This window comes from Cryobacterium lactosi (assembly GCF_004403945.1).
Classification (GTDB): Bacteria; Actinomycetota; Actinomycetes; order Actinomycetales; family Microbacteriaceae; genus Cryobacterium; species Cryobacterium lactosi.
Genome location: NZ_SOHM01000008.1, coordinates 245,288 through 266,434 on the forward strand (window position 1 = coordinate 245,288; position 21,147 = coordinate 266,434).

The 21,147-nt window shown below is 69.1% G+C and carries 19 protein-coding genes; 12 read left to right on the forward strand and 7 right to left on the reverse strand.

The features are described 5' to 3' along the window. Positions 1 to 149 precede the first annotated feature (149 nt). Positions 150 to 980, forward strand: a complete 831-nt coding sequence (gene kduI / locus E3T61_RS05145; protein WP_134639813.1) for a 5-dehydro-4-deoxy-D-glucuronate isomerase — start codon at positions 150 to 152, stop codon at positions 978 to 980. A gap of 4 nt (positions 981 to 984) precedes the next feature. On the opposite strand, the gene E3T61_RS05150 is transcribed toward kduI, so the two are convergent. The 3 genes from E3T61_RS05150 to E3T61_RS05160 form a co-directional block, all read right to left on the reverse strand. Beyond that, positions 985 to 2,250 carry an LCP family protein gene (locus E3T61_RS05150; RefSeq protein WP_134639814.1) on the reverse strand — a complete coding sequence of 422 codons (1,266 nt, stop codon included), beginning with the start codon at positions 2,248 to 2,250 and terminating at the stop codon, positions 985 to 987. Positions 2,251 to 2,420: 170 nt separating this feature from the next. Continuing rightward, positions 2,421 to 2,876, reverse strand: a complete 456-nt coding sequence (locus E3T61_RS05155) for an SRPBCC family protein (protein WP_134639889.1) — start codon at positions 2,874 to 2,876, stop codon at positions 2,421 to 2,423. 180 nt (positions 2,877 to 3,056) lie between these two features. Continuing rightward, positions 3,057 to 3,551 (reverse strand): Dps family protein, encoded by a 495-nt coding sequence (locus E3T61_RS05160; protein ID WP_134639815.1) that lies wholly within the window; start codon positions 3,549 to 3,551, stop codon positions 3,057 to 3,059. Positions 3,552 to 3,748: 197 nt separating this feature from the next. Between E3T61_RS05160 and glgX the strand changes: the two genes are divergently transcribed. Together glgX and E3T61_RS05170 are read left to right on the forward strand one after the other, a co-directional pair. Next, positions 3,749 to 5,791, forward strand: a complete 2,043-nt coding sequence (gene glgX / locus E3T61_RS05165) for a glycogen debranching protein GlgX (protein ID WP_134639816.1) — start codon at positions 3,749 to 3,751, stop codon at positions 5,789 to 5,791. A gap of 157 nt (positions 5,792 to 5,948) precedes the next feature. Beyond that, on the forward strand, positions 5,949 to 6,461 hold the full coding sequence (locus E3T61_RS05170; RefSeq protein ID WP_134639817.1) for a septum formation family protein: 513 nt from the start codon (positions 5,949 to 5,951) through the stop codon (positions 6,459 to 6,461). Positions 6,462 to 6,701: 240 nt separating this feature from the next. On the opposite strand, the gene E3T61_RS05175 is transcribed toward E3T61_RS05170, so the two are convergent. Further along, positions 6,702 to 7,127, reverse strand: coding sequence for a GNAT family N-acetyltransferase (locus E3T61_RS05175; RefSeq protein ID WP_134639818.1), 426 nt, complete (start codon positions 7,125 to 7,127; stop codon positions 6,702 to 6,704). A gap of 252 nt (positions 7,128 to 7,379) precedes the next feature. On the opposite strand from E3T61_RS05175, the gene kdpF reads away from it, so the two are divergent. Genes kdpF through E3T61_RS05205 form a run of 6 tightly spaced genes read left to right on the forward strand, consistent with a single transcriptional unit; the run spans position 7,380 to position 15,275 of the window. Beyond that, a complete protein-coding gene (gene kdpF, locus E3T61_RS05180) occupies positions 7,380 to 7,469 on the forward strand; it encodes a K(+)-transporting ATPase subunit F (RefSeq protein WP_134639819.1) in 90 nt (29 codons plus the stop codon). Continuing rightward, entirely contained in the window at positions 7,469 to 9,142 is a 1,674-nt protein-coding gene (kdpA, locus tag E3T61_RS05185) for a potassium-transporting ATPase subunit KdpA (protein ID WP_134639820.1), read from the forward strand. The genes kdpF and kdpA overlap by 1 nt, the downstream gene beginning before the upstream one ends. A gap of 3 nt (positions 9,143 to 9,145) precedes the next feature. Then, a complete protein-coding gene (kdpB, locus tag E3T61_RS05190; RefSeq protein WP_134639821.1) occupies positions 9,146 to 11,314 on the forward strand; it encodes a potassium-transporting ATPase subunit KdpB in 2,169 nt (722 codons plus the stop codon). A 47-nt stretch (positions 11,315 to 11,361) separates the two neighbouring features. Next, positions 11,362 to 12,000: a potassium-transporting ATPase subunit KdpC gene (gene kdpC, locus E3T61_RS05195; RefSeq protein WP_134639822.1), complete on the forward strand. Its 639-nt coding sequence runs from the start codon at positions 11,362 to 11,364 to the stop codon at positions 11,998 to 12,000. 3 nt (positions 12,001 to 12,003) lie between these two features. Beyond that, positions 12,004 to 14,577, forward strand: a complete 2,574-nt coding sequence (locus tag E3T61_RS05200; protein ID WP_134639823.1) for a sensor histidine kinase — start codon at positions 12,004 to 12,006, stop codon at positions 14,575 to 14,577. Then, the gene (locus E3T61_RS05205; protein WP_134639824.1) at positions 14,574 to 15,275 is read left to right on the forward strand and encodes a response regulator; all 702 of its coding nucleotides are present in this window, start codon (positions 14,574 to 14,576) and stop codon (positions 15,273 to 15,275) included. The genes E3T61_RS05200 and E3T61_RS05205 overlap by 4 nt, the downstream gene beginning before the upstream one ends. 134 nt (positions 15,276 to 15,409) lie before the next feature. Here E3T61_RS05205 and pepE read toward each other — a convergent pair whose 3' ends face one another. Further along, the gene (gene pepE / locus E3T61_RS05210; protein WP_134639825.1) at positions 15,410 to 16,174 is read right to left on the reverse strand and encodes a dipeptidase PepE; all 765 of its coding nucleotides are present in this window, start codon (positions 16,172 to 16,174) and stop codon (positions 15,410 to 15,412) included. 212 nt (positions 16,175 to 16,386) lie between these two features. Between pepE and E3T61_RS05215 the strand changes: the two genes are divergently transcribed. After that, the gene (locus E3T61_RS05215; protein ID WP_166793148.1) at positions 16,387 to 17,277 is read left to right on the forward strand and encodes a D-hexose-6-phosphate mutarotase; all 891 of its coding nucleotides are present in this window, start codon (positions 16,387 to 16,389) and stop codon (positions 17,275 to 17,277) included. Positions 17,278 to 17,291: 14 nt separating this feature from the next. Here the strand turns inward: E3T61_RS05215 and E3T61_RS05220 are convergent, their stop codons facing one another. Continuing rightward, complete coding sequence (locus tag E3T61_RS05220) at positions 17,292 to 17,639, reverse strand: VOC family protein (protein ID WP_134639827.1); 348 nt, start codon at positions 17,637 to 17,639, stop codon at positions 17,292 to 17,294. 72 nt (positions 17,640 to 17,711) lie between these two features. Between E3T61_RS05220 and E3T61_RS05225 the strand changes: the two genes are divergently transcribed. Next, positions 17,712 to 18,407, forward strand: a complete 696-nt coding sequence (locus E3T61_RS05225) for a metal-dependent transcriptional regulator (RefSeq protein WP_134639828.1) — start codon at positions 17,712 to 17,714, stop codon at positions 18,405 to 18,407. Positions 18,408 to 18,426: 19 nt separating this feature from the next. Here the strand turns inward: E3T61_RS05225 and E3T61_RS05230 are convergent, their stop codons facing one another. Beyond that, positions 18,427 to 19,722, reverse strand: a complete 1,296-nt coding sequence (locus tag E3T61_RS05230; RefSeq protein ID WP_241992397.1) for a sodium:proton exchanger — start codon at positions 19,720 to 19,722, stop codon at positions 18,427 to 18,429. 327 nt (positions 19,723 to 20,049) lie between these two features. On the opposite strand from E3T61_RS05230, the gene E3T61_RS05235 reads away from it, so the two are divergent. Further along, a complete protein-coding gene (locus E3T61_RS05235) occupies positions 20,050 to 21,144 on the forward strand; it encodes an SDR family oxidoreductase (protein ID WP_134639829.1) in 1,095 nt (364 codons plus the stop codon). Positions 21,145 to 21,147 lie beyond the last annotated feature (3 nt).

The following is a 21,147-nucleotide window of genomic DNA, read 5'->3' on the forward strand; positions in this document are numbered from 1 at the left end:
CTCCGCATGGCGGGACCAAGGTCCCATTTTCGGCTTCGAAGTTCCACGCCGGGCGCAATCATTGGTATACTGTTCCGCGAGACGGAACATTGGCCTTCGCCGCGTCCCGCGGCAGCTGACCCAGAGCTCCCCAGGAAATGAGATAAACAATGCAGTTGCGTCATTCCACCCATCCCAGCCAGATCCGCAGCTTCGACACCGCTGCGCTCCGCGAGAACTACCTCGTCGACGACCTCTTCGCCGACGACGAGTTCCGCGCCACCTATACCCACGAAGACCGGATCGTCTTGGGCGGGGCGCGACCCGTTGCCGGCCCGATCGCTCTGGGAAGCTTCGACCTGCTGCGCACCGACACGTTCTTTGAAAACCGGGAGGCCGGGATCATCAACGTCGGCGGCGCCGGAACCATCACGGTCGACGGCACCGGCTACGACCTCGAGCCGGGCGCGTGCCTCTATATCGGGCGCGGTGTCTCCGATGTGGTCTTCGCCAGCGCCGACGGGGCCGCTCCGGCCGCCTTCTACCTCTTCTCCGCCACCGCGCACACCGCCTACCCCACGACGCTGGTGGGCCGGGGCCAGGGCACCGTCCGGGAGCTGGGCGACGCATCCACCTCGAACGAACGCACGATCAACCAGTACATCCACGCCAACGGTGTGCAGAGCTGCCAGGTGGTGATGGGCGTGACCGTTCTGAGCACCGGCAGCATGTGGAACACCATGCCGGCGCACACTCACGACCGCCGCACGGAGTGCTACCTGTACTTCGACCTGGCGCCGGAGCACCGCGTGATCCACCTGATGGGCGAACCCACCGAAAGCCGCCACCTGGTCGTGGCCAACAACGAGGCCGTCATCTCACCCAGCTGGTCACTGCACAGCGGCTTCGCCACCGGCAGCTACTCGTTCGTCTGGGCGATGGCCGGCGAGAACAAGGCCTTCGACGACATGGACCACGTGCAGCCGGCCGAACTGAGGTAACCGCTCACCCTGTGTTCACCTGGGCGCAGGAGTCGTCGGCGGCCGTGCGCCCGGTGAGGCCGTCCAGCCGCTCCGGGGCCGGCGTGGCAGGTGTCGTCGTCGGCGCCGCGGCATCCGGTTCGGCAGGGTCCGCGCCCGCCGGCGCCTCAGGGTCCTCCGCGGGCGGCCAGACCACCAGGGGTTCGTCGGTCGCGGGGGCGGGAGCCAACGAGAACGGCTCGTCGGCGGCGATTTTGGCGAACATGGTGGCGGCAAGGTCCCGCATGGGCACGACTCGGCCCGGGTAGTCCGGATCCTCCGTGCTGCCCGGGTACTGCACGAAGACCAGTCGGTCCAGGTCGATGTCCGCCAGCGCCAGGGCCATCGACACCATGGTGTCGGTGTGGGCGAGGCTGGTGGAGAGGTGGATGTTGCTGGCCGCCATGTTTGCCAGCGAGTACAGCCTGGGCAGGTCGGTGAGGGTGTCGTCTCCGCGGACGGTGCGCATCAACGAGGCCAGGTAGAGCTGCTGCGACGTGATCCGGGAGAGGTCGCTGCCGTCGCCGACTCCGTGGCGGCTGCGCAGGAAGGCCAGGGCGGTGTCGCCGGCTACGATGCTGGTGCCGGCGGGCAGCGACAGGCCGGCCTGCGGATCGTCGACGGGCTCGGTCAGGCAGACCGGCACGCCGCCGACCGCATCGCTGAGCCGCACGACGGCGGCGAAGGATGCCAGCCCCGCGTAGGGAATGTCGAGCCCGGTGAGCTGCTCCACCGTGTCGACCACGCAGGGCAGCCCACCGCGCCCCATCGCCTCGTTGACCGGGGCAGCTTGCAGCGCGCCGCGCACCGCGCCGGTGCCGGCGTCGGTGCACTCCGGATGCGCCACGATGAGGTCCCGGGGAATGCTGACGACCACGGCGTTCGTGTGGTCCGCCGATACGTGCACCAGGATGTTGACGTCGTTGAGGGCGGTCTCCCTCTCGCCGTAGGTCGCCCCCTGGGCCGCGTCGTTGTCCACACCGACGATGAGCAGGTTGAAGCCGTTCTCGTAGCTGCCGATCCCCGGCGGCGGGTCATCGCCGCGGCCGTCGACGCTGCCGATGTTGATATCGATCGAGTTGGCGGCCACCGTGCTGCTGACCTGCCAGAGCGCGAACGCCGCCAGAGCGGCGCCGCTGACGAGGAGCACCGCCAGGCCCAGGGCCACGGTGCCCAGGATGCCCGCCACGGCGTGCGACCTCTTCAGTCGCCCGTGCCGGGCGCTGCCCGTCGTGTGCTGCACTTCGGTCACCGGTTCGGCCCATCCGCAGCACCCTCGGAGCGCTGCCCCAGACGGATTTCAACGCCGCGAGCTGCTGCGTCCGTCGGACGGGAGCATAGTCTGGCCGCTGCATCCCAGCCAGAGCTGAGCCGGGGGTGCCCATCGACGGGCTCCCGGCTAGGTGTGCGGCGCCGGTTCGGTTAGACGGCGACGTCCCCGCGCCAGCCGCCACTCTGGTTGGCGGGGTCCTCCACGAACGTCTTGAACTGCTTGAGGTCCTTGCGGATCACGTGGTCGTCAACGCCGAACACGGCGCCGACCTTCTCCAGGAACCCTTCGGCGTCCCAGTCCAGTTGTACGGTCACCCTGGACGTGGTGTCACTCAGGCGGTGGAACGTGACCACGCCGGCGTGCTTCTCGTCGCCGGAAATGCTCTTCCAGGCGACCCGCTCGTCGGGGTGCTGCTCGGTGATCTCAGCATCGAACTCACGTTCGGCTCCGCCGACCTTCACTTTCCAGTGCGTGTGGGTGTCGTCGATCTGGCGGATGCTCTCGACGAAGTCGAGGAAGTGCGGGAAGGACTCGAACTGGGTCCACTGGTCATACGCGGTGCGCACGGGAACGTCTACGTCGATCGTTTCGATTACCTGGGTCACGGGGTTCATCCTCTGTTCCTAGAAAAGCGTGCCCTGCGCTGCCGATCGGGTCTGGCGGGCAGGTCACAGCCGGGTGGGCGGACTGGATCGTGCGAGTGTTCGTCTACCTATGACGCATCCAGGCGCCCATTCGTCACGGCGGCGGCCGGATTCATGGTGGATCCGACCGCCGGAGGCGAGTTACGCCTTGCCGACCGGACGGGTCGAGTCCTTCGCGGTGGGCTTGCGGGGCTTCCGGTCCTCCGCGCTGACCATCCAGATGTACTGCTCCAGCTTGAGGATGAAGCCGTTCAGAATATCGGCACTGGCCGGGTCTTCTTCGTCGACGGCCTCGTGAACGTCACGGATGTTGTCGACGGTTGCGGTCAGCAGAGCCGTCACGAGGCCCACGGTCTCTGTGGTGTCGACCTCTCCGGCGGGGAACTTGGGCAGATGTGTGGTCTTGGTGACCGTCTCGGTGCGCCCGTCGGGCAGGGCGTCGAGCGCACGCATCCGCTCGGCCAGCTCATCGGTGAAGATGCGGGCGTCGTCGATGATCTCGTCGAGCTGCAGGTGCAGGTCGCGGAAATTCTTGCCCACCACGCTCCAGTGCGCCTGCTTGCCCTGGATGTGGAGCTCGATCAGGTCGACGAGCACGGACTGGAGGTTGCTGCCGAGCTCTGCGGATGCCTTCATGGGATTCCCTTCATCACCAGCGGGAACGGTGGCGGCCGAGGGTTCAGCCGGCGTCCCGCCTGTTTGAGACAGCACACTAGCAGCGCCCACCGACAAGATCGGGACTCAGCTTTTTCTCAGTTTCGCCGGCTGTGCGACGGATATTGTTTCCACTCTCTCGCACCTTCGTGCGAATAATTCCAGAACGAAAGAGCATCATGACCGCCGCCGCGTCCCGTTCCCTGCCCTACCCGTTGGGTGCCACCCTCGTCGACGGGGGCGTCGACATGGCGGTGTATTCCGAGACGGCCGACAGCATCGACTTCTGCGTTTTCGACGACGACGGCACGGAGACGCGCACTGCGCTCACCCAGCGCACCGGTCACGTCTTCCACGGCATCGTGCCCGGCGCCGCAGTGGGCACCCGGTACGGCCTAAGGGTGCACGGTCCCTGGGATCCCGCCAACGGACTGCGCCACAATGGCAACAAGCTGCTGCTGGACCCGCACGCCACCGCCGTCTCTGGGGGCTACAGCTGGGGCCAGGAGGTTTTCGGCCACGACCAGCAGAATCCCGATGAGATGGATACGAGCGATTCCGCCGGACGCACGCCGCTCTGTGTGATCACCGACCCGGCCTTCGACTGGGCCGACGACGCGGCACCGCTCACCCCGCTGGCCGAATCGGTCATCTACGAGGTGCACGTCAAGGGCTTCACCCAGACCCACCCCGACGTGCCCGAAGACATCCGCGGCACCTACGCCGGCCTGGCCAGCCCGGCGGCGATCAAGCACTTCACCGACCTCGGCGTGACCGCGGTGGAGCTCATCCCGGTGCAGCAGTTCGTGCAGGACAGCCACCTCGAGGAGAAGGGCCTGCGCAACTACTGGGGCTACAACACCATCGGTTTCTTTGCCCCGCACGGCGACTACGCCGCGGCCGGCGACACCGGCGCCCAGGTGAACGAATTCAAGGAGATGGTCAAGGCGCTGCACGCCGCCGGCCTCGAGGTGATCCTCGACGTGGTCTACAACCACACCGCCGAGGGCAACCACATGGGTCCCACCCTCTCGTTCAAGGGCATCGACAACGAGGCGTATTACCGCCTGGTGGAGGGTGACCGCGGCAACTACTTCGACACCACAGGCACCGGCAACAGCGTGAACGTGAGCCACCCGGCCGCGCTCGGCCTGATCATGGATTCGCTGCGTTACTGGGTCACCGAGATGCACGTCGACGGCTTCCGCTTCGACCTGGCCACGACCCTGACCCGGCAGGGCGGCGACGCCGAACTGCACAGCGCCTTCCTCACCCTCATCCAGCAGGACCCGGTGCTCGCGCCGGTGAAGATGATCGCCGAGCCCTGGGACACCGCCGGCTACCAGGTCGGCGGCTTCCCGGCGGACTGGTCGGAGTGGAACGGCAAGTTCCGCGACGACGTGCGCGGGTTCTGGCACGGCAACGCCTCGCTGCTCAGCACCCTGTCGCAGCGGGTGCTCGGCAGCCCCGACGTCTACGAGGCGGACCGCCGCTCACCGCTGTCGAGCGTGAACTTCGTGACCGCGCACGACGGCTTCACCCTGGCCGACCTCACCATGTACGACGAGAAGCACAACGAGGCCAACGGCGAAAACAACAACGACGGCGAGAGCGACAACCAGTCCACCAACAACGGTGTCGAAGGCCCCACCGATGACGCCGAGGTGAACGAACGCCGAGACCGGATGCGCCGCAACCTCCTGGCCACCCTGCTGCTGTCCGCCGGTGTGCCGATGATCCTCGGTGGCGACGAACTCGGCCGCAGCCAGGGCGGCAACAACAACGCCTACTGCCAGGACGACGACATCTCCTGGTTCGATTGGGCCAACACCGACGACGCCTTGCTGGCCTTCACCCGCAGCCTGCTCGAGCTGCGCCGGGAGAACCCGGCGCTGCGGCCGGCCTGGTTCCGGCAGGCGCCGGGCCCCGACGCCGTCGACACCGTGCGGGTGCTCAGGGCGGATGCCGAGGAGTTCGCCGACGCGGACTGGACCGACGACGATGCCCACGCCATCACCTTCGTGCTCGAGCACGACGGCGCGGACGCCTTTGCCCTGCTGCTGAACGCCGCCGCCAACGGGGTGGAGTTCACGGTTCCCGCGGCCCCCAGCGGGGCGTGGGAACTCGCCGCCTCGAGCGACCCGGGCCAGCAGGTGGCGGCCCCGGTGAGCACGCTGATCGTGCGGGACGGCTCATTCACGCTGCTGCGCTCGCGCGTCTAGCGCGCCGGTTGCGCGCGTGTTTGGCTGTCGGCCAAGATAGAAGCGCCGCCAGTGCCAATTTTCGGGGTTCGAGCTCTGGCGCGCGTCCTCTGTTCTGTTGTGCGGGCCGCACACCGTTCTGCGTCCTGGGCCCCAGCACCCGTTGAAAGGCACCACCATGTCCCGCACCACCGCACGCCCGCGCACCGCTCTGATCGTCGCCGTATTCTCGGTCGGCGCTCTGGCCCTGTCAGGCTGCAGCGCAATCAGCGACCTGTTCCCCAAGGAAGCCGCCCGCGACGCCGAGACGCAGCAGATCAGCGAGGCCGGCAAGGCCGACGTCTTCACGCTGGCCGTCGGTGACTGCTTCAACGACCAGGACGCCGAGCAGATCGACAGCGTGCAGGCCATCCCGTGCTCCGATGCCCACGACTACGAGGCCTACTTCGCGTTCGATGTGAGCGACGACGCGACCTTCCCCGGTGACGACGTCATCACCCAGGTCGCCGAGGACCGCTGCATGACCGAATTCGCCACCTTCTACGGCAAGAACTACGCGGATGCAGCACCGATGGACTTCAACTACCTATCCCCCACCGAGGGGGGCTGGGAGGACGGCGACCACGAGATCCTCTGCCTGATCATGGGCGCCGACAAGACCACAGGCTCGCTGGCAGGCGCGGGCGTCTGAGGCGCGACTGCACTCAGCCGCCTGAGAGCGGGATCACGGGCGACGCATAGAAAACTCTTATGTTCCGTGCAGCCCACATGCAGGCCATAGGGCGTACGGTTACACCAGGAGTTCCCCCACTCCCACGATTGGCCCCGGTGCCAGCTCCCTTTCCCCCAAAGCGCGAGCGGCACCGGGGCTTTTTCATGCCCGCGTTGAGGAGGCGTGACAAAGTCCCGCGTAGGTGCATTTAATGGATCCTCACGCCACAGACCGGCGTTCCATCCAGTGCTCCGGGGTGGCCACGACTTCGAAGCCGAACTTGGCGTAGAGGCCGTGGGCGGTGGAGGTGGCCAGCACCACCCGCCGCAGGTTGAGGCTGTCGAGCACCGCGCCGACGTTCTCGATCAGCTCCACACCCACGCCCTGACCGCGCACGGCCGGGTCGACGAACACGTCGCAGAGCCAGGCGAAGGTGACCGAGTCGGTCACCAGACGCGCATACGCCACCTGGCGGCCCGTCGCCACCTCGAACATGCCGAAGTTGGCCGATGCGTCCATGGCGGCATCCTGCACGGCTCGGTCTCGACCCAGGGCCCAGTACGCCTCGGTGCTCAGCCAGGCGTGCACTAGGCCGCGATCCATCTCGTCCCGGTCGGCAGAAAAGCGGTAGGCGGCATCCGTCATGCGCTCACTCAACCGGAACAGGGCCGGTGGCGCAAATCCCGCGCCGACCCGGGCGTTAGGGGTTCGTTAGGAAACCAACGGGGCGGTTCGGGCGGGTGTTTACTCAGTTCGTGCTCGAGCGGAGCACGGGTGCCGGCCGGCAAACCGGCGGCCAACGGATGGAGATAATCGCATGCTCGACCTTGTCTACGTGCTCGGCGTCATCGCCGTGTTCGCGCTCATCGGCCTCGTGGCCTGGGGGGTGGCGAAGCTGTGATCGTGTTCGACATCGTCGCGGCCGTGCTCGCCGTGGCCGCCATCGGCTATCTGGTCTTCGCCCTGGTGAAACCGGAGCGGTTCTAGTGTCCGTCTGGCTGGGCATCCTGCAGGCCCTCACCCTCGTTGCCGTGCTCGTCGTGCTGTACCGCCCGCTCGGCGACTACATGGCCACCATCTACACCTCGCACAAGGACTTACGCGTCGAGCGCGGTTTCTACCGGCTGATCGGGGTGGATGCCCGCAGCCAGCAGACCTGGTCGGCGTACCTGCGCGGCGTGCTCGCCTTCTCGCTGATCGGGGTGCTGTTCGTCTACGCGATCCAGCGCGCCCAGGCCGTGTTGCCGTACTCGCTGGGTTTTGACGCCGTACCGGAGGGGCTCTCGTTCAACACAGCAATCTCCTTCGTGACCAACACGAACTGGCAGTCCTACTCCCCCGATGTGACCCTGGGCTACACGGTGCAGCTGGCCGGCCTGGCCGTGCAGAACTTCGTCTCCTCGGCCGTGGGACTGGCCGTGGCGATCGCCCTGGTGCGCGGCCTGATGCTGCGCCGCTCCGGCACCATCGGCAACTTCTGGGTGGACCTCACCCGCGGGGTGCTGCGGCTGTTGCTGCCGCTGGCGGTGATCGCCGCGATCGTGCTGCTGGCCGGCGGGGTGATCCAGAATTTCACCGGATTCACCGATGTGACCACCCTCACCGGCGCCACCCAGTCGATCCCCGGCGGCCCGGTGGCCTCCCAGGAGGCCATCAAGGAGCTCGGCACCAACGGCGGCGGCTTCTTCAACGCCAACTCGGCGCATCCGTTCGAGAACCCGAGCGGCTGGACCAGCCTGTTCGAGATCGTGCTGATGCTGGCCATCCCGTTCAGCCTGCCGCGCACCTTCGGCACCATGGTGGGCGACAAGAGGCAGGGCTACACGATCCTGGCCACCATGGCCACGATCTTCGTCATCTCGCTCACCGCGCTCACCCTGTTCGAACTGAACGGCGCCGGCACAGCCCCCGGCCTGGCCGGGGGTGCGATGGAGGGTAAGGAGACCCGGTTCGGCATCTTCGGCTCCACCCTGTTCGCCACTTCGACCACCCTCACTTCCACCGGCGCGGTCAACTCGATGCACGACTCCTACACGGCGCTGGGCGGCATGATGCCGATGCTGAACATGATGCTCGGCGAGGTCGCCCCAGGCGGCACCGGCTCCGGTCTCTACGGCATGCTGATCCTCGCGGTGATCGCGGTGTTCGTGGCCGGCCTGCTGGTGGGCCGCACCCCGGAGTACCTGGGCAAGAAGATCGGCCCGCGTGAGATCAAGCTGGCCAGCCTGTACATCCTGGTCACCCCCACCCTGGTGCTGGCCGGCACCGCGCTGAGCTTCGCGATCCCCGCCGTGCGGGCGGATGTCGAGGCCACGTCGATCTGGAATCCCGGCTTGCACGGGCTGTCCGAGGTGCTCTACGCGTTCACCTCCGCGGCCAACAACAACGGCTCGGCGTTCGCCGGCCTCACCGCGAACACGCCGTGGTTCAACACCGCTCTCGGGGTGGCCATGCTGCTCGGCCGGTTCCTGCCGATGGTGTTCGTGCTGGCCCTGGCCGGCTCGTTCGCCGCGCAGGACCGGGTGCCGGCCACCGTGGGCACCCTGCCCACCAACCGGGTCCAGTTCGTGGGCCTGCTCCTCGGCGTGACGATCATCATCACCGCCCTCACCTATTTCCCCGTACTCGCGCTGGGTCCCCTGGCGGAAGGGCTGCAGTAAGCCATGACCACACTGTCCAACACCCACAAGCCGGCCTCCCCCGACCAGCACGCAGCACCCCACTCGTCGAAACCGAAGAAGGCGATCAGCGCCGGCCAGCTCGTGGCCGCACTGCCCGGCGCGGTGCAGAAGCTCGACCCGCGCCTGATGTGGCGGAACCCGGTGATGTTCATCGTCGAAATCGGCGCCGTGCTCACCACGGTTCTCGCCGCCGCGGAACCGTTCCTGGGCGGCCCCGGCGAGTCCGGCGGCTCCGCCGTGCCCAGTTCGTTCACCGTGGGCATCGCCGTCTGGCTCTGGCTCACCGTGATCTTCGCCAACCTGGCCGAGTCCGTGGCCGAGGGCCGCGGCAAGGCCCAGGCCGACAGCCTGCGGCAGACCCGCACCAGCACCAGCGCCACCCAGGTGCAGGACTACAACCCCGAGACCAACCCCGGCGCGGAGGGGGCCCAGGTGCGCACGATCTCCTCGGCCGACCTCACCCTCGGCGACGTCGTGATCGTCGTGGCCGGGGAGCTGGTCCCCGGCGACGGCGACATCGTCTGGGGCATCGCCTCGATCGACGAATCCGCGATCACCGGCGAATCCGCCCCGGTGGTGCGGGAGTCCGGCGGCGACCGCAGCGCCGTCACCGGCGGCACCCGGGTGCTCTCGGACCGCATTGTGGTGCGCATCACGAGCAAACCGGGCGAGACCTTCGTGGACCGGATGATCGCCCTTGTCGAGGGCGCGGCGCGGCAGAAGACGCCGAACGAGTTGGCGCTGAACATCCTGCTGGCCAGCCTGTCGATCGTGTTCCTGGTGGTGGTGCTCACCCTCAACCCCATCGCGAGCTACTCCGCCGCCACGGTGAGCCTGCCCGTGTTGATCGCCCTGCTGGTCTGCCTGATCCCCACCACCATCGGGGCGTTGCTCTCGGCGATCGGCATCGCCGGCATGGACCGGCTCGTGCAACGGAATGTGCTGGCCATGTCGGGCCGCGCGGTCGAGGCCGCCGGCGACGTCACCATCCTGCTGCTCGACAAGACCGGCACCATCACCTACGGCAACCGGCAGGCCCGCGAGTTCGCGCCGCTGACCGGGGTGACCGAGGCGGAGCTGGTGCGGGCAGCGGCGCTGTCCTCGCTGAGCGACCCCACCCCGGAGGGCAAGTCGATCGTGGACCTGGCCGCGGAACGGGGCTTCCACCGGCCGGAGAGCCTGGCCGGCGACATCGTGCCGTTCACCGCGCAGACCCGCATGAGCGGAATCGACCTGGCCGGCGGCGGCGGGCAGATCCGCAAGGGCGCCGGCTCCGCCGTGCTGGCCTGGGTGGGCGAGGCCGGCCCGGTGCCTGAGGTTGTGCTGGCCGAGCTGACCGCGGAAGTGGAACGCATCTCCCGGCTGGGCGGCACCCCGCTCGTGGTCGCCACGGGGACAGCATCCGGCGAGCGCACCGTTCTCGGCGTGGTCTACCTCAAGGACATCGTCAAGGAAGGCATCAAGGAACGCTTCGCCGAGCTCCGCGCGATGGGCATCCGCACCATCATGGTCACCGGCGACAACTCCCTCACCGCCACCACGATCGCGGCAGAGGCCGGCGTGGACGACTTCCTCGCCGAGGCGACCCCGGAGGACAAGCTCGCGCTGATCCGCCGTGAGCAGGAGGGCGGCAACCTCGTGGCCATGACCGGCGACGGCACCAACGATGCGCCCGCCCTGGCCCAGGCCGACGTGGGGGTGGCGATGAACACCGGCACCTCCGCCGCCAAGGAGGCCGGCAACATGGTCGACCTCGACTCAGACCCCACCAAGCTGATCGACATCGTGCGGATCGGCAAGCAACTGCTGATCACCCGTGGGGCGCTCACCACCTTCTCGATCGCCAACGACCTCGCCAAGTATTTCGCGATCATCCCGGCCATGTTCGCCGGAGTGTTCCCCGGCCTGGCCGTGCTGAACATCATGCAGCTGAGCTCCCCCGCGTCGGCGATCCTGTCCGCGATCATCTTCAACGCCATCATCATCGTGGTGCTGATTCCGTTGGCGCTGCGTGGTGTGAAGTACCGGGCGGCGAGCGCGCCCCGCATCCTCGGCCGCAATCTGCTGATCTACGGGCTCGGCGGCGTGATCGCCCCGTTCCTGGGCATCAAACTCATCGACCTCGTCGTGTCGCTGCTGCCCGGGTTCTAGGCCATGTTCACCCTTCCCACACTCGACCAACCGAAATGGACCTCCCGATGAACGCCTCCCGACCTCGCACCGGCCCGCTCACCCGGCCTTATTGGGTGGCGATCAAGGCCATGCTCGTCTTCACCGTGGTGCTCGGCCTGGCCTACCCGCTGGCCATCACCCTGGTCGGCCAGCTCGCCCTGCCCGCCCAGGCCAACGGGGCGCTCGAGCGCGCCGCCGACGGCACCGTCGTCGGCTCCAGCCTGATCGGGCAGTCCTTCACGGATGCCGACGGTGCTGCCCTGCCCGAATGGTTCCAGTCCCGCCCGTCCGCGGCCGGTGACGGCTACGACGGCGCCGCGTCCAGCGGCAGCAACTGGGGGCCGGAAAACCCCGATCTGATCCAGGCGATCCGCGATCGGCAAGCCGCCATCGAAGAGCTCGACGGGGTGACGGCCGACGAGATCCCCGCGGAGGCCGTCACAGCCTCGGCCTCCGGCCTCGATCCGCACATCAGCCCGGCCTACGCCCTGCTGCAGGTGCCCCGCGTCGCCGCGGCCCGCGGCCTGCCCGAAGCCGAGGTCCGTGCCCTGGTGGACGCCTCAGTTCAGGGTCCCGACCTCGGATATCTCGGCGAACCGACCGTGAATGTGCTCAACTTGAATCTCTCGCTCGCACAGCTCGAGTCGGAGCAGGGAAAGGGCTAGCCCATGAAACGCGGTCGACTGCGCGTGTTGCTCGGCGCCGCCCCCGGCGTCGGCAAGACCTACAGCATGCTCGAAGAAGGCCGCCGGCTGCAGGGCGAGGGAAAAGACGTGGTCGTCGCCGTCGTGGAAACCCACGGTCGCGCCGCCACCGCGCTCATGGCCGAGGGCCTGGAGGTGGTGCCCCGCATGCTCGTGCAGCACCGCGGCGTCGAGCTGAGCGAACTCGACCTGGCCGCAGTGCTCGACCGCCGGCCCGAGCTGGCCCTGGTCGACGAGCTCGCGCACACCAACGCTCCCGGGTCGGTACACAACAAGCGCTACCAGGATGTTGAGGCGCTGCTGGCGGCAGGCATCGACGTGATCTCAACCGTCAACATCCAGCACATCGAATCGCTCAACGACGTCGTGCAACAGATCACCGGGGTGCCGCAGCGCGAGACGCTGCCGGATGCGGTGCTGCGCGCGGCCGATCAGGTGGAGGTCGTCGACCTGGCCCCGCAGGCCCTGCGTGACCGGCTCGCCGAGGGCAATGTCTACCCGGCGGCCCGCATCGACGCGGCACTGTCGAACTATTTCCGGCTCGGCAACCTCACGGCGCTGCGGGAACTGGCGCTGCTCTGGCTGGCCGACGAGGTCGACACGGCGCTCAAGAGCTACCGGGCCGAGCACGGCATCTCGAACAAGTGGGAGGCCAGGGAGCGCGTGGTCGTGGCGCTCACCGGCGGGCCGGAGGGCGACACGCTCATTCGCCGGGGCGCCCGCATCGCGGCCCGCTCGGCCGGCGGCGAGCTGATCGCCGCGCATGTGATCAGCCAGGATGGCCTGGCCTCGCCGCATCCGGGCGCCCTTGCGGCGCAACGGGCGCTGGTGGAGGAGCTCGGCGGCAGCTACCACCAGGTGGTCGGCGACGACATCCCCCGGGCGCTGGTGGAGTTCGCCCGCGCGGCGAACGCCACCCAGCTCGTGATCGGCGTCAGCCGCCGCAACCGGCTCACCGCGGCGCTGTCCGGGCCCGGCATCGGCAGCACCATCACCCGCGAATCCGGCGACATCGACGTGCACATCGTCACCCACTCCGCAGCCGGCGGCGGTGTGGCACTGCCCAGGCTGGGCGGTTCGCTCACGGTGCGGCGCCGGCTGGCCGGTTTCGCCCTGGCGCTGGCCGGCGGACCTCTGCTGACCTGGCTGCTGGTCAGTTTCCGCAGCGAGGAGTCGATCACCAGCGACGTGCTCAGCTACCAGCTGCTCGTCGTGGTGGTCGCCCTTGTCGGCGGGCTCTGGCCGGCACTGTTCGCGGCCCTGCTGTCCGGGCTCACCCTGGACTATTTCCTGGTGCAACCGCTCTACACGATCACCGTGGCCGAACCGTTGCACCTGTTCGCCCTCTCGCTCTACCTCCTCAACGCCCTCCTGGTGAGTTACGTCGTCGACCAGGCGGCCCGGCGCACCCGCACGGCCCGGCGGGCGGCGGCCGAGTCCGAGCTGCTGGCCACCGTGGCCGGCAGCGTGCTGCGCGGCGAGGATGCGCTGCAGGCGCTGGTCACCCGCACCCGCGAGGCGTTCGGGCTCGACCGGGTGCGGCTGCTCGCCGACGGCGTGGTGCTGGTCGAGGCGGGCGGTGCGGCGGCGGGCGGCGCGGCGGAGTCGAGTTCCTCGGCGACCCCGGGGGTGCCGGGCCCCCCGGCGACCACGGTGCCCATCGGCACCCGGGCCAGCCTGGAACTCGACGGACCCGACCTGGCGGCCTCGGAACGGAGGCTGCTCAGCGTCATCGCCAGCCAGATCGAAGCCGCCCTCGAGCACCGGGACCTGGCCCAGACGGCCAGCGAGGTCGGTCCGCTCGCCGAGGCCGACCGGATGCGCAGCGCCCTGCTCGCCGCCGTCGGCCACGACCTACGCCGGCCCCTCGCCGCCGCGACGACCGCCATCAGCGGGCTGCGTGCCACCGACATCACCCTCCCCGAAAGCGACCGCACCGAGCTGCTGGCCACCGCCGGGGAAAGCCTGGACACCCTGGCGTCGCTGGTGACCAACCTGCTCGACGTGAGCAGGCTGCAGGCCGGGGCTCTGGCCGTGGCCCTGGGCCCCGTCGACCTCGCCGACGTGGTGCTGCCGGCCCTGGACGAGCTCAGCCTCGGCCCGGACACCGTGCAACTCGACCTGCCGGGCGATCTCGCCCCGGTGGTCGCCGACCCCGGTCTGCTGCAGCGCGCGGTGGTGAACCTGCTCAGCAACGCCATCCGGTTCTCACCGGCCGGCACACCCGCCCGGGTATCGGCCAGCCGCTTCGCCGACACCGTGCAGTTGCGCATCATGGACCAAGGGCCCGGCATCCCGGCCGGCCGGCGCGATGAGGTGTTCGTGCCGTTCCAACGGCTCGGCGACACCGACAACTCCACCGGCCTCGGTCTCGGCCTGGCCCTGTCGAAGGGATTCGTGGAGGGCATGGGCGGCAGCCTCGAAGCCGACGACACCCCAGGCGGCGGGCTCACCATGGTGATCTCCTTGCCGGCCGCCACCACCGCCGAACCCCCTGCACCCACCGCACGCCCCGCCAGCGACGAGGTCACCGCATGAGAATCCTGATCGCCGACGACGACCCGCAGATCCTCCGGGCGCTGCGCATCACCCTGGGCGCCCGCGGCTACGAGATCGTCACCGCCCACGACGGCCCCGCCGCGCTCGCGGCGATCGTGGAGTACCACCCCGACCTGGTGATGCTCGACCTCGGCATGCCCACCCTCGACGGCCTCGCCGTGATCGACTCTGTGCGTGCCTGGAACAGCGTGCCGATCCTGGTGGTCAGCGGCCGCAGCGGAGCCTGGGACAAGGTGGAGGCCCTGGACCGAGGCGCCGACGACTACGTCACCAAACCGTTCTCGATCGACGAACTGCTGGCGCGCATCCGTGCCCTCACCCGCCGGATGCCCACCAGCGGCGACGAACCGGTGGTCGCCTTCGGCGACATCACCGTCGACCTGCCGGCCAAGACCATCGTGCGGGCCACACCCGGCGGACCGGAGCACGTGCGACTCACCCCCACCGAGTGGCAGATCCTGGAGCTGCTGCTGCGCACGCCGGGCAAGCTGGTGAGCCGGCAGGCGCTGTACGCCGAGGTCTGGGGACAGCACAAGATGACCGACACCGGCTACCTCCGCCTCTACCTGGCCCAGCTGCGCAAGAAGCTCGAGGCCGACCCGTCCCACCCCCGCTACCTGCTCACCGAGGCGGGAATGGGCTACCGTTTCGCGCCCGATCCGCCACCCGCCGGCTGACCCGCGCGGACGCGCGATCTGCGAGCCAGGCGCCGCTACGCGGGTGGCGCGCCACCCGCCTACCGGCGCGGCACCCGCATACCGTCGCCGGCCAGTTGCTCGCCGCGCGGCGGCCGTGCCGCGGCCCGAGCGGCTCAGCTCACCGCATCCGCCAGGGGGAGGTCGTACCGGGGGCGGCGCGCCAGGAGCGAGGTCACATCGCCCGCGACGTTGCGGGGCGCCCGGCCCCGCTCGAACACGATGGCCGGCGCCGACGCGGGCCGGTCGACCGGGCCGCCGCCCACCACGGCCAGGGCGCAGGCCAGCGTCGAGGTGATGCTGAGGTGGCTGCCTTCGCGCAGGCCCAGGACCGGCACGTCGTTCTCGTCGAGGAACTCGGTGAGCCGGGCCTCACGGGACTCGCTGGGCGCGCCGGCCGGGTCGGTGTCGACGTAGTACGGGTTGATCTGGAACGGCAGCAACCCGAGGGCCTCGAACGACTCGGGCTGCACGATGGGCATGTCGTTGGTGGTGCGGATGCTGGGCGCCGTGATGGTCGCTCCGGCGCTCGAGCCGAGGTAGGGCAGGTCGTCCTGCACCCGGGCGCGGATGACCGGCATCAGGCCGAGACGCTGCAGCGCGGCCAGCAGCCGGAAGGTGTTGCCGCCGCCGATGAAGAGCGCCTGCGCGGACGCGACCGCGGCGACGGGGTCGGCCGCCTCGTGCAGGCCGCGCACCGCGATGCCGTGCGGCTCGAGCGTGGCCCGCACCGAGTCCGTGTACGCATCGGGGTCGGCCCCGGCGAAGGGCACGAAGGTGACTTCGGTCACCCCGTTCAGAAACGCGAGCACCTCAGGCAAGGCGTGCTCGAGGTAGCCGAGCCCCGGCACGGTGCAGTTGGAGAGGAGGAGCAGTTGCATGGGTCCTGCCAATCGGGATGGGAAATCTGGGCGCTCGACGACGGGCCGCAAGACGGCACATCCGTCGATCGAAAAGTGATACTACCGCCAGCCGCGGCCAGGCGCCCGGATAGTTTCTTGAAGCCGGCAGAGAGATCGTCCCGCACGCGCACCGACCCCGGAGAGCCAAGGTTCCTAGGATGGGAACACGCCAAACGACCACGGAGGTCACTATGTCTGCCATCGTCCCGCACCTGCCCGAACTACCGTCCTCCGTCGAATTGGGGATGGGCCCGGGCGGGCTGACCGTGGCTCGGGTGTTCGGCCCGGCCGGCTCCGCCGAGATCTACCTCCGCGGCGCGCACCTGAGCACCTGGACACCCACCGGCGGCACCCCGGTGATCTGGATGAGCGAGCAGAGCGAATACGCACCGGGCGTGCCCCTGCGCGGTGGCGTGCCGATCTGCTTCCCTTGGTTCGGCGCGCACCCCACGGATGCCACGGCCCCGTCACACGGATTCGCCCGCCTGGCCGACTGGCAGCTCGCCGAGGCGCGGGAGGCCGGCGACGACGTGGTGCTGGTGTTCCTGCTCACCGACACCGAGGCCACTCGCGCCTCGGCCTGGCCGCACCCGTTCGAAGCGCGCTACACGGTCACCGTCGGGGCCACGCTGTCGCTCTCCCTGCGGGTCACCAATCGGGGCAGCACGAAGCTGAGCTTCGAGGAGGCCCTGCACACCTACCTCGCGGTCGCCGACATCCGCCAGACCGAGGTCGCCGGCCTCGAGGGCGCCCCGTTCACCGACCGCCTCACCGGCCCGCGCCCCGCCGAAAGCACGCCGGTGCGCTTCGACGCCGAGACCGACCGCATCTACCTGAACAACCCGGCCACCACCACGGTGACGGATGCGTCCACCGGCCGGGTCATCACCGTCGCCAAGCAGGGCTCGGCCAGCACGGTCGTATGGAACCCGTGGATCGACAAGGCCGCCGCGATGGCTGACTTCGGCGACACCGAGTACACCGGCATGGTGTGCGTGGAGACGTGCAACATCCGCGACAACGCGATCACCCTGGCGCCGGGTGAAAGCCACGAGATCAGCGTGAGCTACTCCGCGGCGTGACCTGCGCGGCCGGTTCAGGCCAGGGAGTACAAGCTCAAGGCATTGCCGTCAGGATCGGTGAAGTCGAAGTAGTCCACGGCTCCGTCGACGTGCTCCAGCGGGCCCAGGGACACCCCCAGGTCACTGAACCGCCGATACTCGGCCGGAGCATCGTCCACGCCCAGGCGCAGAACCAGCTGCGCACCGGAGCGTGCGGTCGGCTCCTCGCTGAGTTGCAGCTCGATCGGCCCGAGCACTATCTCCAGCACCCCGGGAGCGGGCTCGACGCTCGGAGCGGTCAGCTCGAACACCCGCCTGTACCACTTCTCGGCCTCCTGAAGGTCGCTCACGGGCAGTCCGATGGTTGCGCTCGTCACGATCATGGAACCCATCCCACCGCGCCGGGCGCCACCGCGCAAGGGGCCGAGCCGCACGAGGGCACCTAAAATCGGAGGATGGCCGCCTCCACCCCCACCACCATGACGGAGGACTACCTCAAGGTCATCTGGAAATCGCACGAGTGGTCCGACGAGGGCATCACCACCACCGAGATCGCCGCCACGCTCGGCGTCGCCGCATCCTCGGTGTCGGGCAACCTGAACAAGCTCGCGCGTGACGGCTACATCCTGCACGAGCCGTACAGCCGCATCCTGCTCAGCGACGCGGGGCGGAGCATCGCCGTGCGGATGGTGCGCCGGCACCGCATCATCGAGACCTACCTGGTGGAGCAGTGCGGCTACGGCTGGGACGAGGTGCACGAGGAGGCCGAGGTGCTCGAGCACGCCGTGTCCGACCGGCTGCTGGAGATCTGGGACGACGAGCTCGGCAACCCGCTGCAGGACCCGCACGGCGACCCGATCCCCCGCAGGGACGGCACGGTCGCCCGCCCCGACGGACGCCGCCTGCACGAGCTGGCCGAGCACGAGACCGGCACCGTGCTGCGGGTCTCCGACCACGACCCCGCGCTGTTGCGGTACTTGTACTCGCTCGGCATCACCGTGGGCAGCACCCTCACGGTGCACGCCCGCCGCGACTACGCCGGGTCGATGGCGGTCGGCCAGGTCGGCGCGCCTGCAACCCCGGATGCCGCCACCGAGTCCGTCGAACTGGCCACGGTGGCCGCCAACGCGATCTGGGTGACCTCGGCCTGAGCCAGTGCACCCAGCCGGGTCAACGAACCAGCTGCGGTTCCCGATCGTCGTCGGCCGGCTCCGGCAGGCTGCGCCGGAACGGGGCCGCCAGGGCCGGCAGGATGTCGCGCCTGTGCACCCAGAACAGCACCGCGGCGATCCCGAGGTGGACGGCGCTGAGCACGTAGCGGCCGGACGTGTCGGTGACCACGAACTGCACCGCGAACAGCGCCACCAGGGCCAGCGCCGACCAGCGGTGGAAGCGCAGCGCGATGATGATCGCCACGCCCATCACGGTCTGGCTGGCGGTGAGCACGAACTCCTCCACCTGCCGCGGGTCCAGGGCCAGGTCCAGGCCGCCGCCGCCGCCGAAGTAGTGCGCGATGGGCAGCGAGCCCACCAGCAGGGTCCACTGGTTGATCTTCGAGGCGATCAGGGTGCCGATGGCGGCGGTGCCCATGCCGCGCAGGGCGAACAGCACGGCGATGATGAATTCGGGAGCTTCGGAGGCCAGCGGCGCCAGCCACTGCACCAGGAAGTAGCTGTCGATGCCCAGTGCGCTACCGGATTCCACCAGGGCCTCGGCGAACGGTTCGGCCGACGCCAGGATGATCGCGGCGGACACCACGAACATGCTCACCACGAGGATACGACGCCGTCGCTCTGGCAGTTCGACGATGTGCGCTGCCATGCCCACGAACTCGTCCTCACCGCTGTCGGGCACCTTGCTCGCCCGCCACAGGTAGGCGATGAAGATCAGGATCAGCACGAGGCCGAACCACATGGCGATCGTCTGCATCAGCGGGATCGCGAAGGCCAGCACGGCAACGATCGCGAGCACGCCGATGTCGAGGCGGCTGCTCTTCGGAAGCTGCAACGCACGCGGCAGGCCTGTGCCGGTCGCCCCGCGGGCGGAGGCGGCCCGACGGGCCACAATGAGCGCGACGACCACCACGAGCGGCCAACCGAAGCCGAGCAACAGCCGGTTGGACCCGGTCATGTTGGCCGCCGCGAACTGGGCATAAGCCGGGTCGGAGCCGGACCTGAACGCGTAGTACAGGTCGACGGCGTACTCGGGCAGCACCGCGATCAGCGCCAGGATGGCGATGGCGAGGGCACCGGAGATATCTTTCTGGGCGGCCTCGGCGGCCCAGGCGAGCATGAACGACGCCGCGACAACGGCGGCGCCGAAGATGACGAGGTCGAGCACGGGGTGGGGCGCCAGGCCCAGGACACGGAAGACCATGGCCGGCGCGGCAATGGCCAGGCATAGCAGGATGCGGCGAAGAAGGGGTGCGGGCACGATGAACTCTCGGTCGGCTGCAACCGGAAGCACGCACAGCGAGACTTTCGGCCACAGGAACTGGCCGAAGGTCTCGTTCGCCCCGTAAGGAACCGGGGTGGCACGCCGGGCGATCGTCGTGATCGCCAGTATGTCGACGTACCGCTTTGTCCACGCACACGAGGCGCGAACCCAGGAACTACTCCCCTTCGATGCCCTCAGCCAACCACACCCCTGCAGTAATATTCCACTTTTCGCATATGTTTGGCATGCCGAATTCCAGGGTGCGCCGAGGCTCATCCGCTCTCTCGGCGACCCGTCATGACCCGGCCGTCGGCAGACCCCGGAATTCGCTGCCCGATCGGGACGTTGTCCCTGGTGATGACTAGTGAACCCGAGACCCAGACCGACCTGTCCACCCGAACTGCGCTCGTGGCCGGTGCCAGCGGCATCGCCGGATCGGCGCTGGTTGACCAGCTCTCGGCCGACGGCTGGCAGGTGATCGCCCTGTCCCGCACCCCGATCGCCGCCCGGCCCGGCGTGGTGCCGGTCAGCGCCGATCTGCGGTCGGTCGACTCGCTGCGAGCCGCCCTGACCGGCCACACGCCCACGCACGTGTTCTTCACTGCGTGGCTCCGCCAGAACACGGAGGCGGAGAACATCCTGGTCAACTCGGCCATGGTGCGCGACCTGCTCATCGCCCTCGCCGACGCCCCCGTGCGGCATGTGGCCCTGATGACCGGACTCAAGCAGTACCTCGGCCCGTTCGAGGCCTACGGTCAGGGCGAGGTGCCCGACACCCCGTTCCACGAAGACGAGCCCCGCCTGTCGGTGGAGAACTTCTACTACGCACAGGAGGACGAGCTCTGGGCCGCGGCCAGGGCGCGCGGTTTCACCTGGTCGGTGCACCGTGCCCACACCGTGATCGGCTACGCCGTCGGCAACGCCATGAACATGGGCTCGACCCTCGCTGTCTACGCGGCCGTCTGCCGTGAACTCGGCCGGCCGTTCGTGTTCCCCGGCTCCGAGACCCAGTGGAACGGCGTCACCGACATGACGGATGCCGGCCTGCTGGCCGAGCAGATGGTCTGGGCCGCCACCACCCCGGCCGCCGCCGACACCGCGTTCAACATCGTCAACGGCGACACCTTCCGGTGGCGCTGGCTGTGGCCGCGCCTGGCCGCGTATTTCGGCGTCGAGCCGGAGGGCTTCAGCGGTGCCCCGCGCCCCCTCGAGGCCCAGATGGCGGATGCGCAGCCGGTCTGGGACGCCATCGTGGCCAAGCACGGCCTCGTCGAGGGCGACCTGGCCCGGCTGGCGTCCTGGTGGCACAGCGACGCCGACCTCGGCCGCACCATGGAGGTCTTCGCCGACCTGAGCCGCAGCCGGGCCGCGGGCTTCACCGGTTACCGCAACACCGAGCAGGCCTTCCTGGACCTGTTTGAGCGGTATCGTGCCGAGCGGCTCATTCCCTAGGCG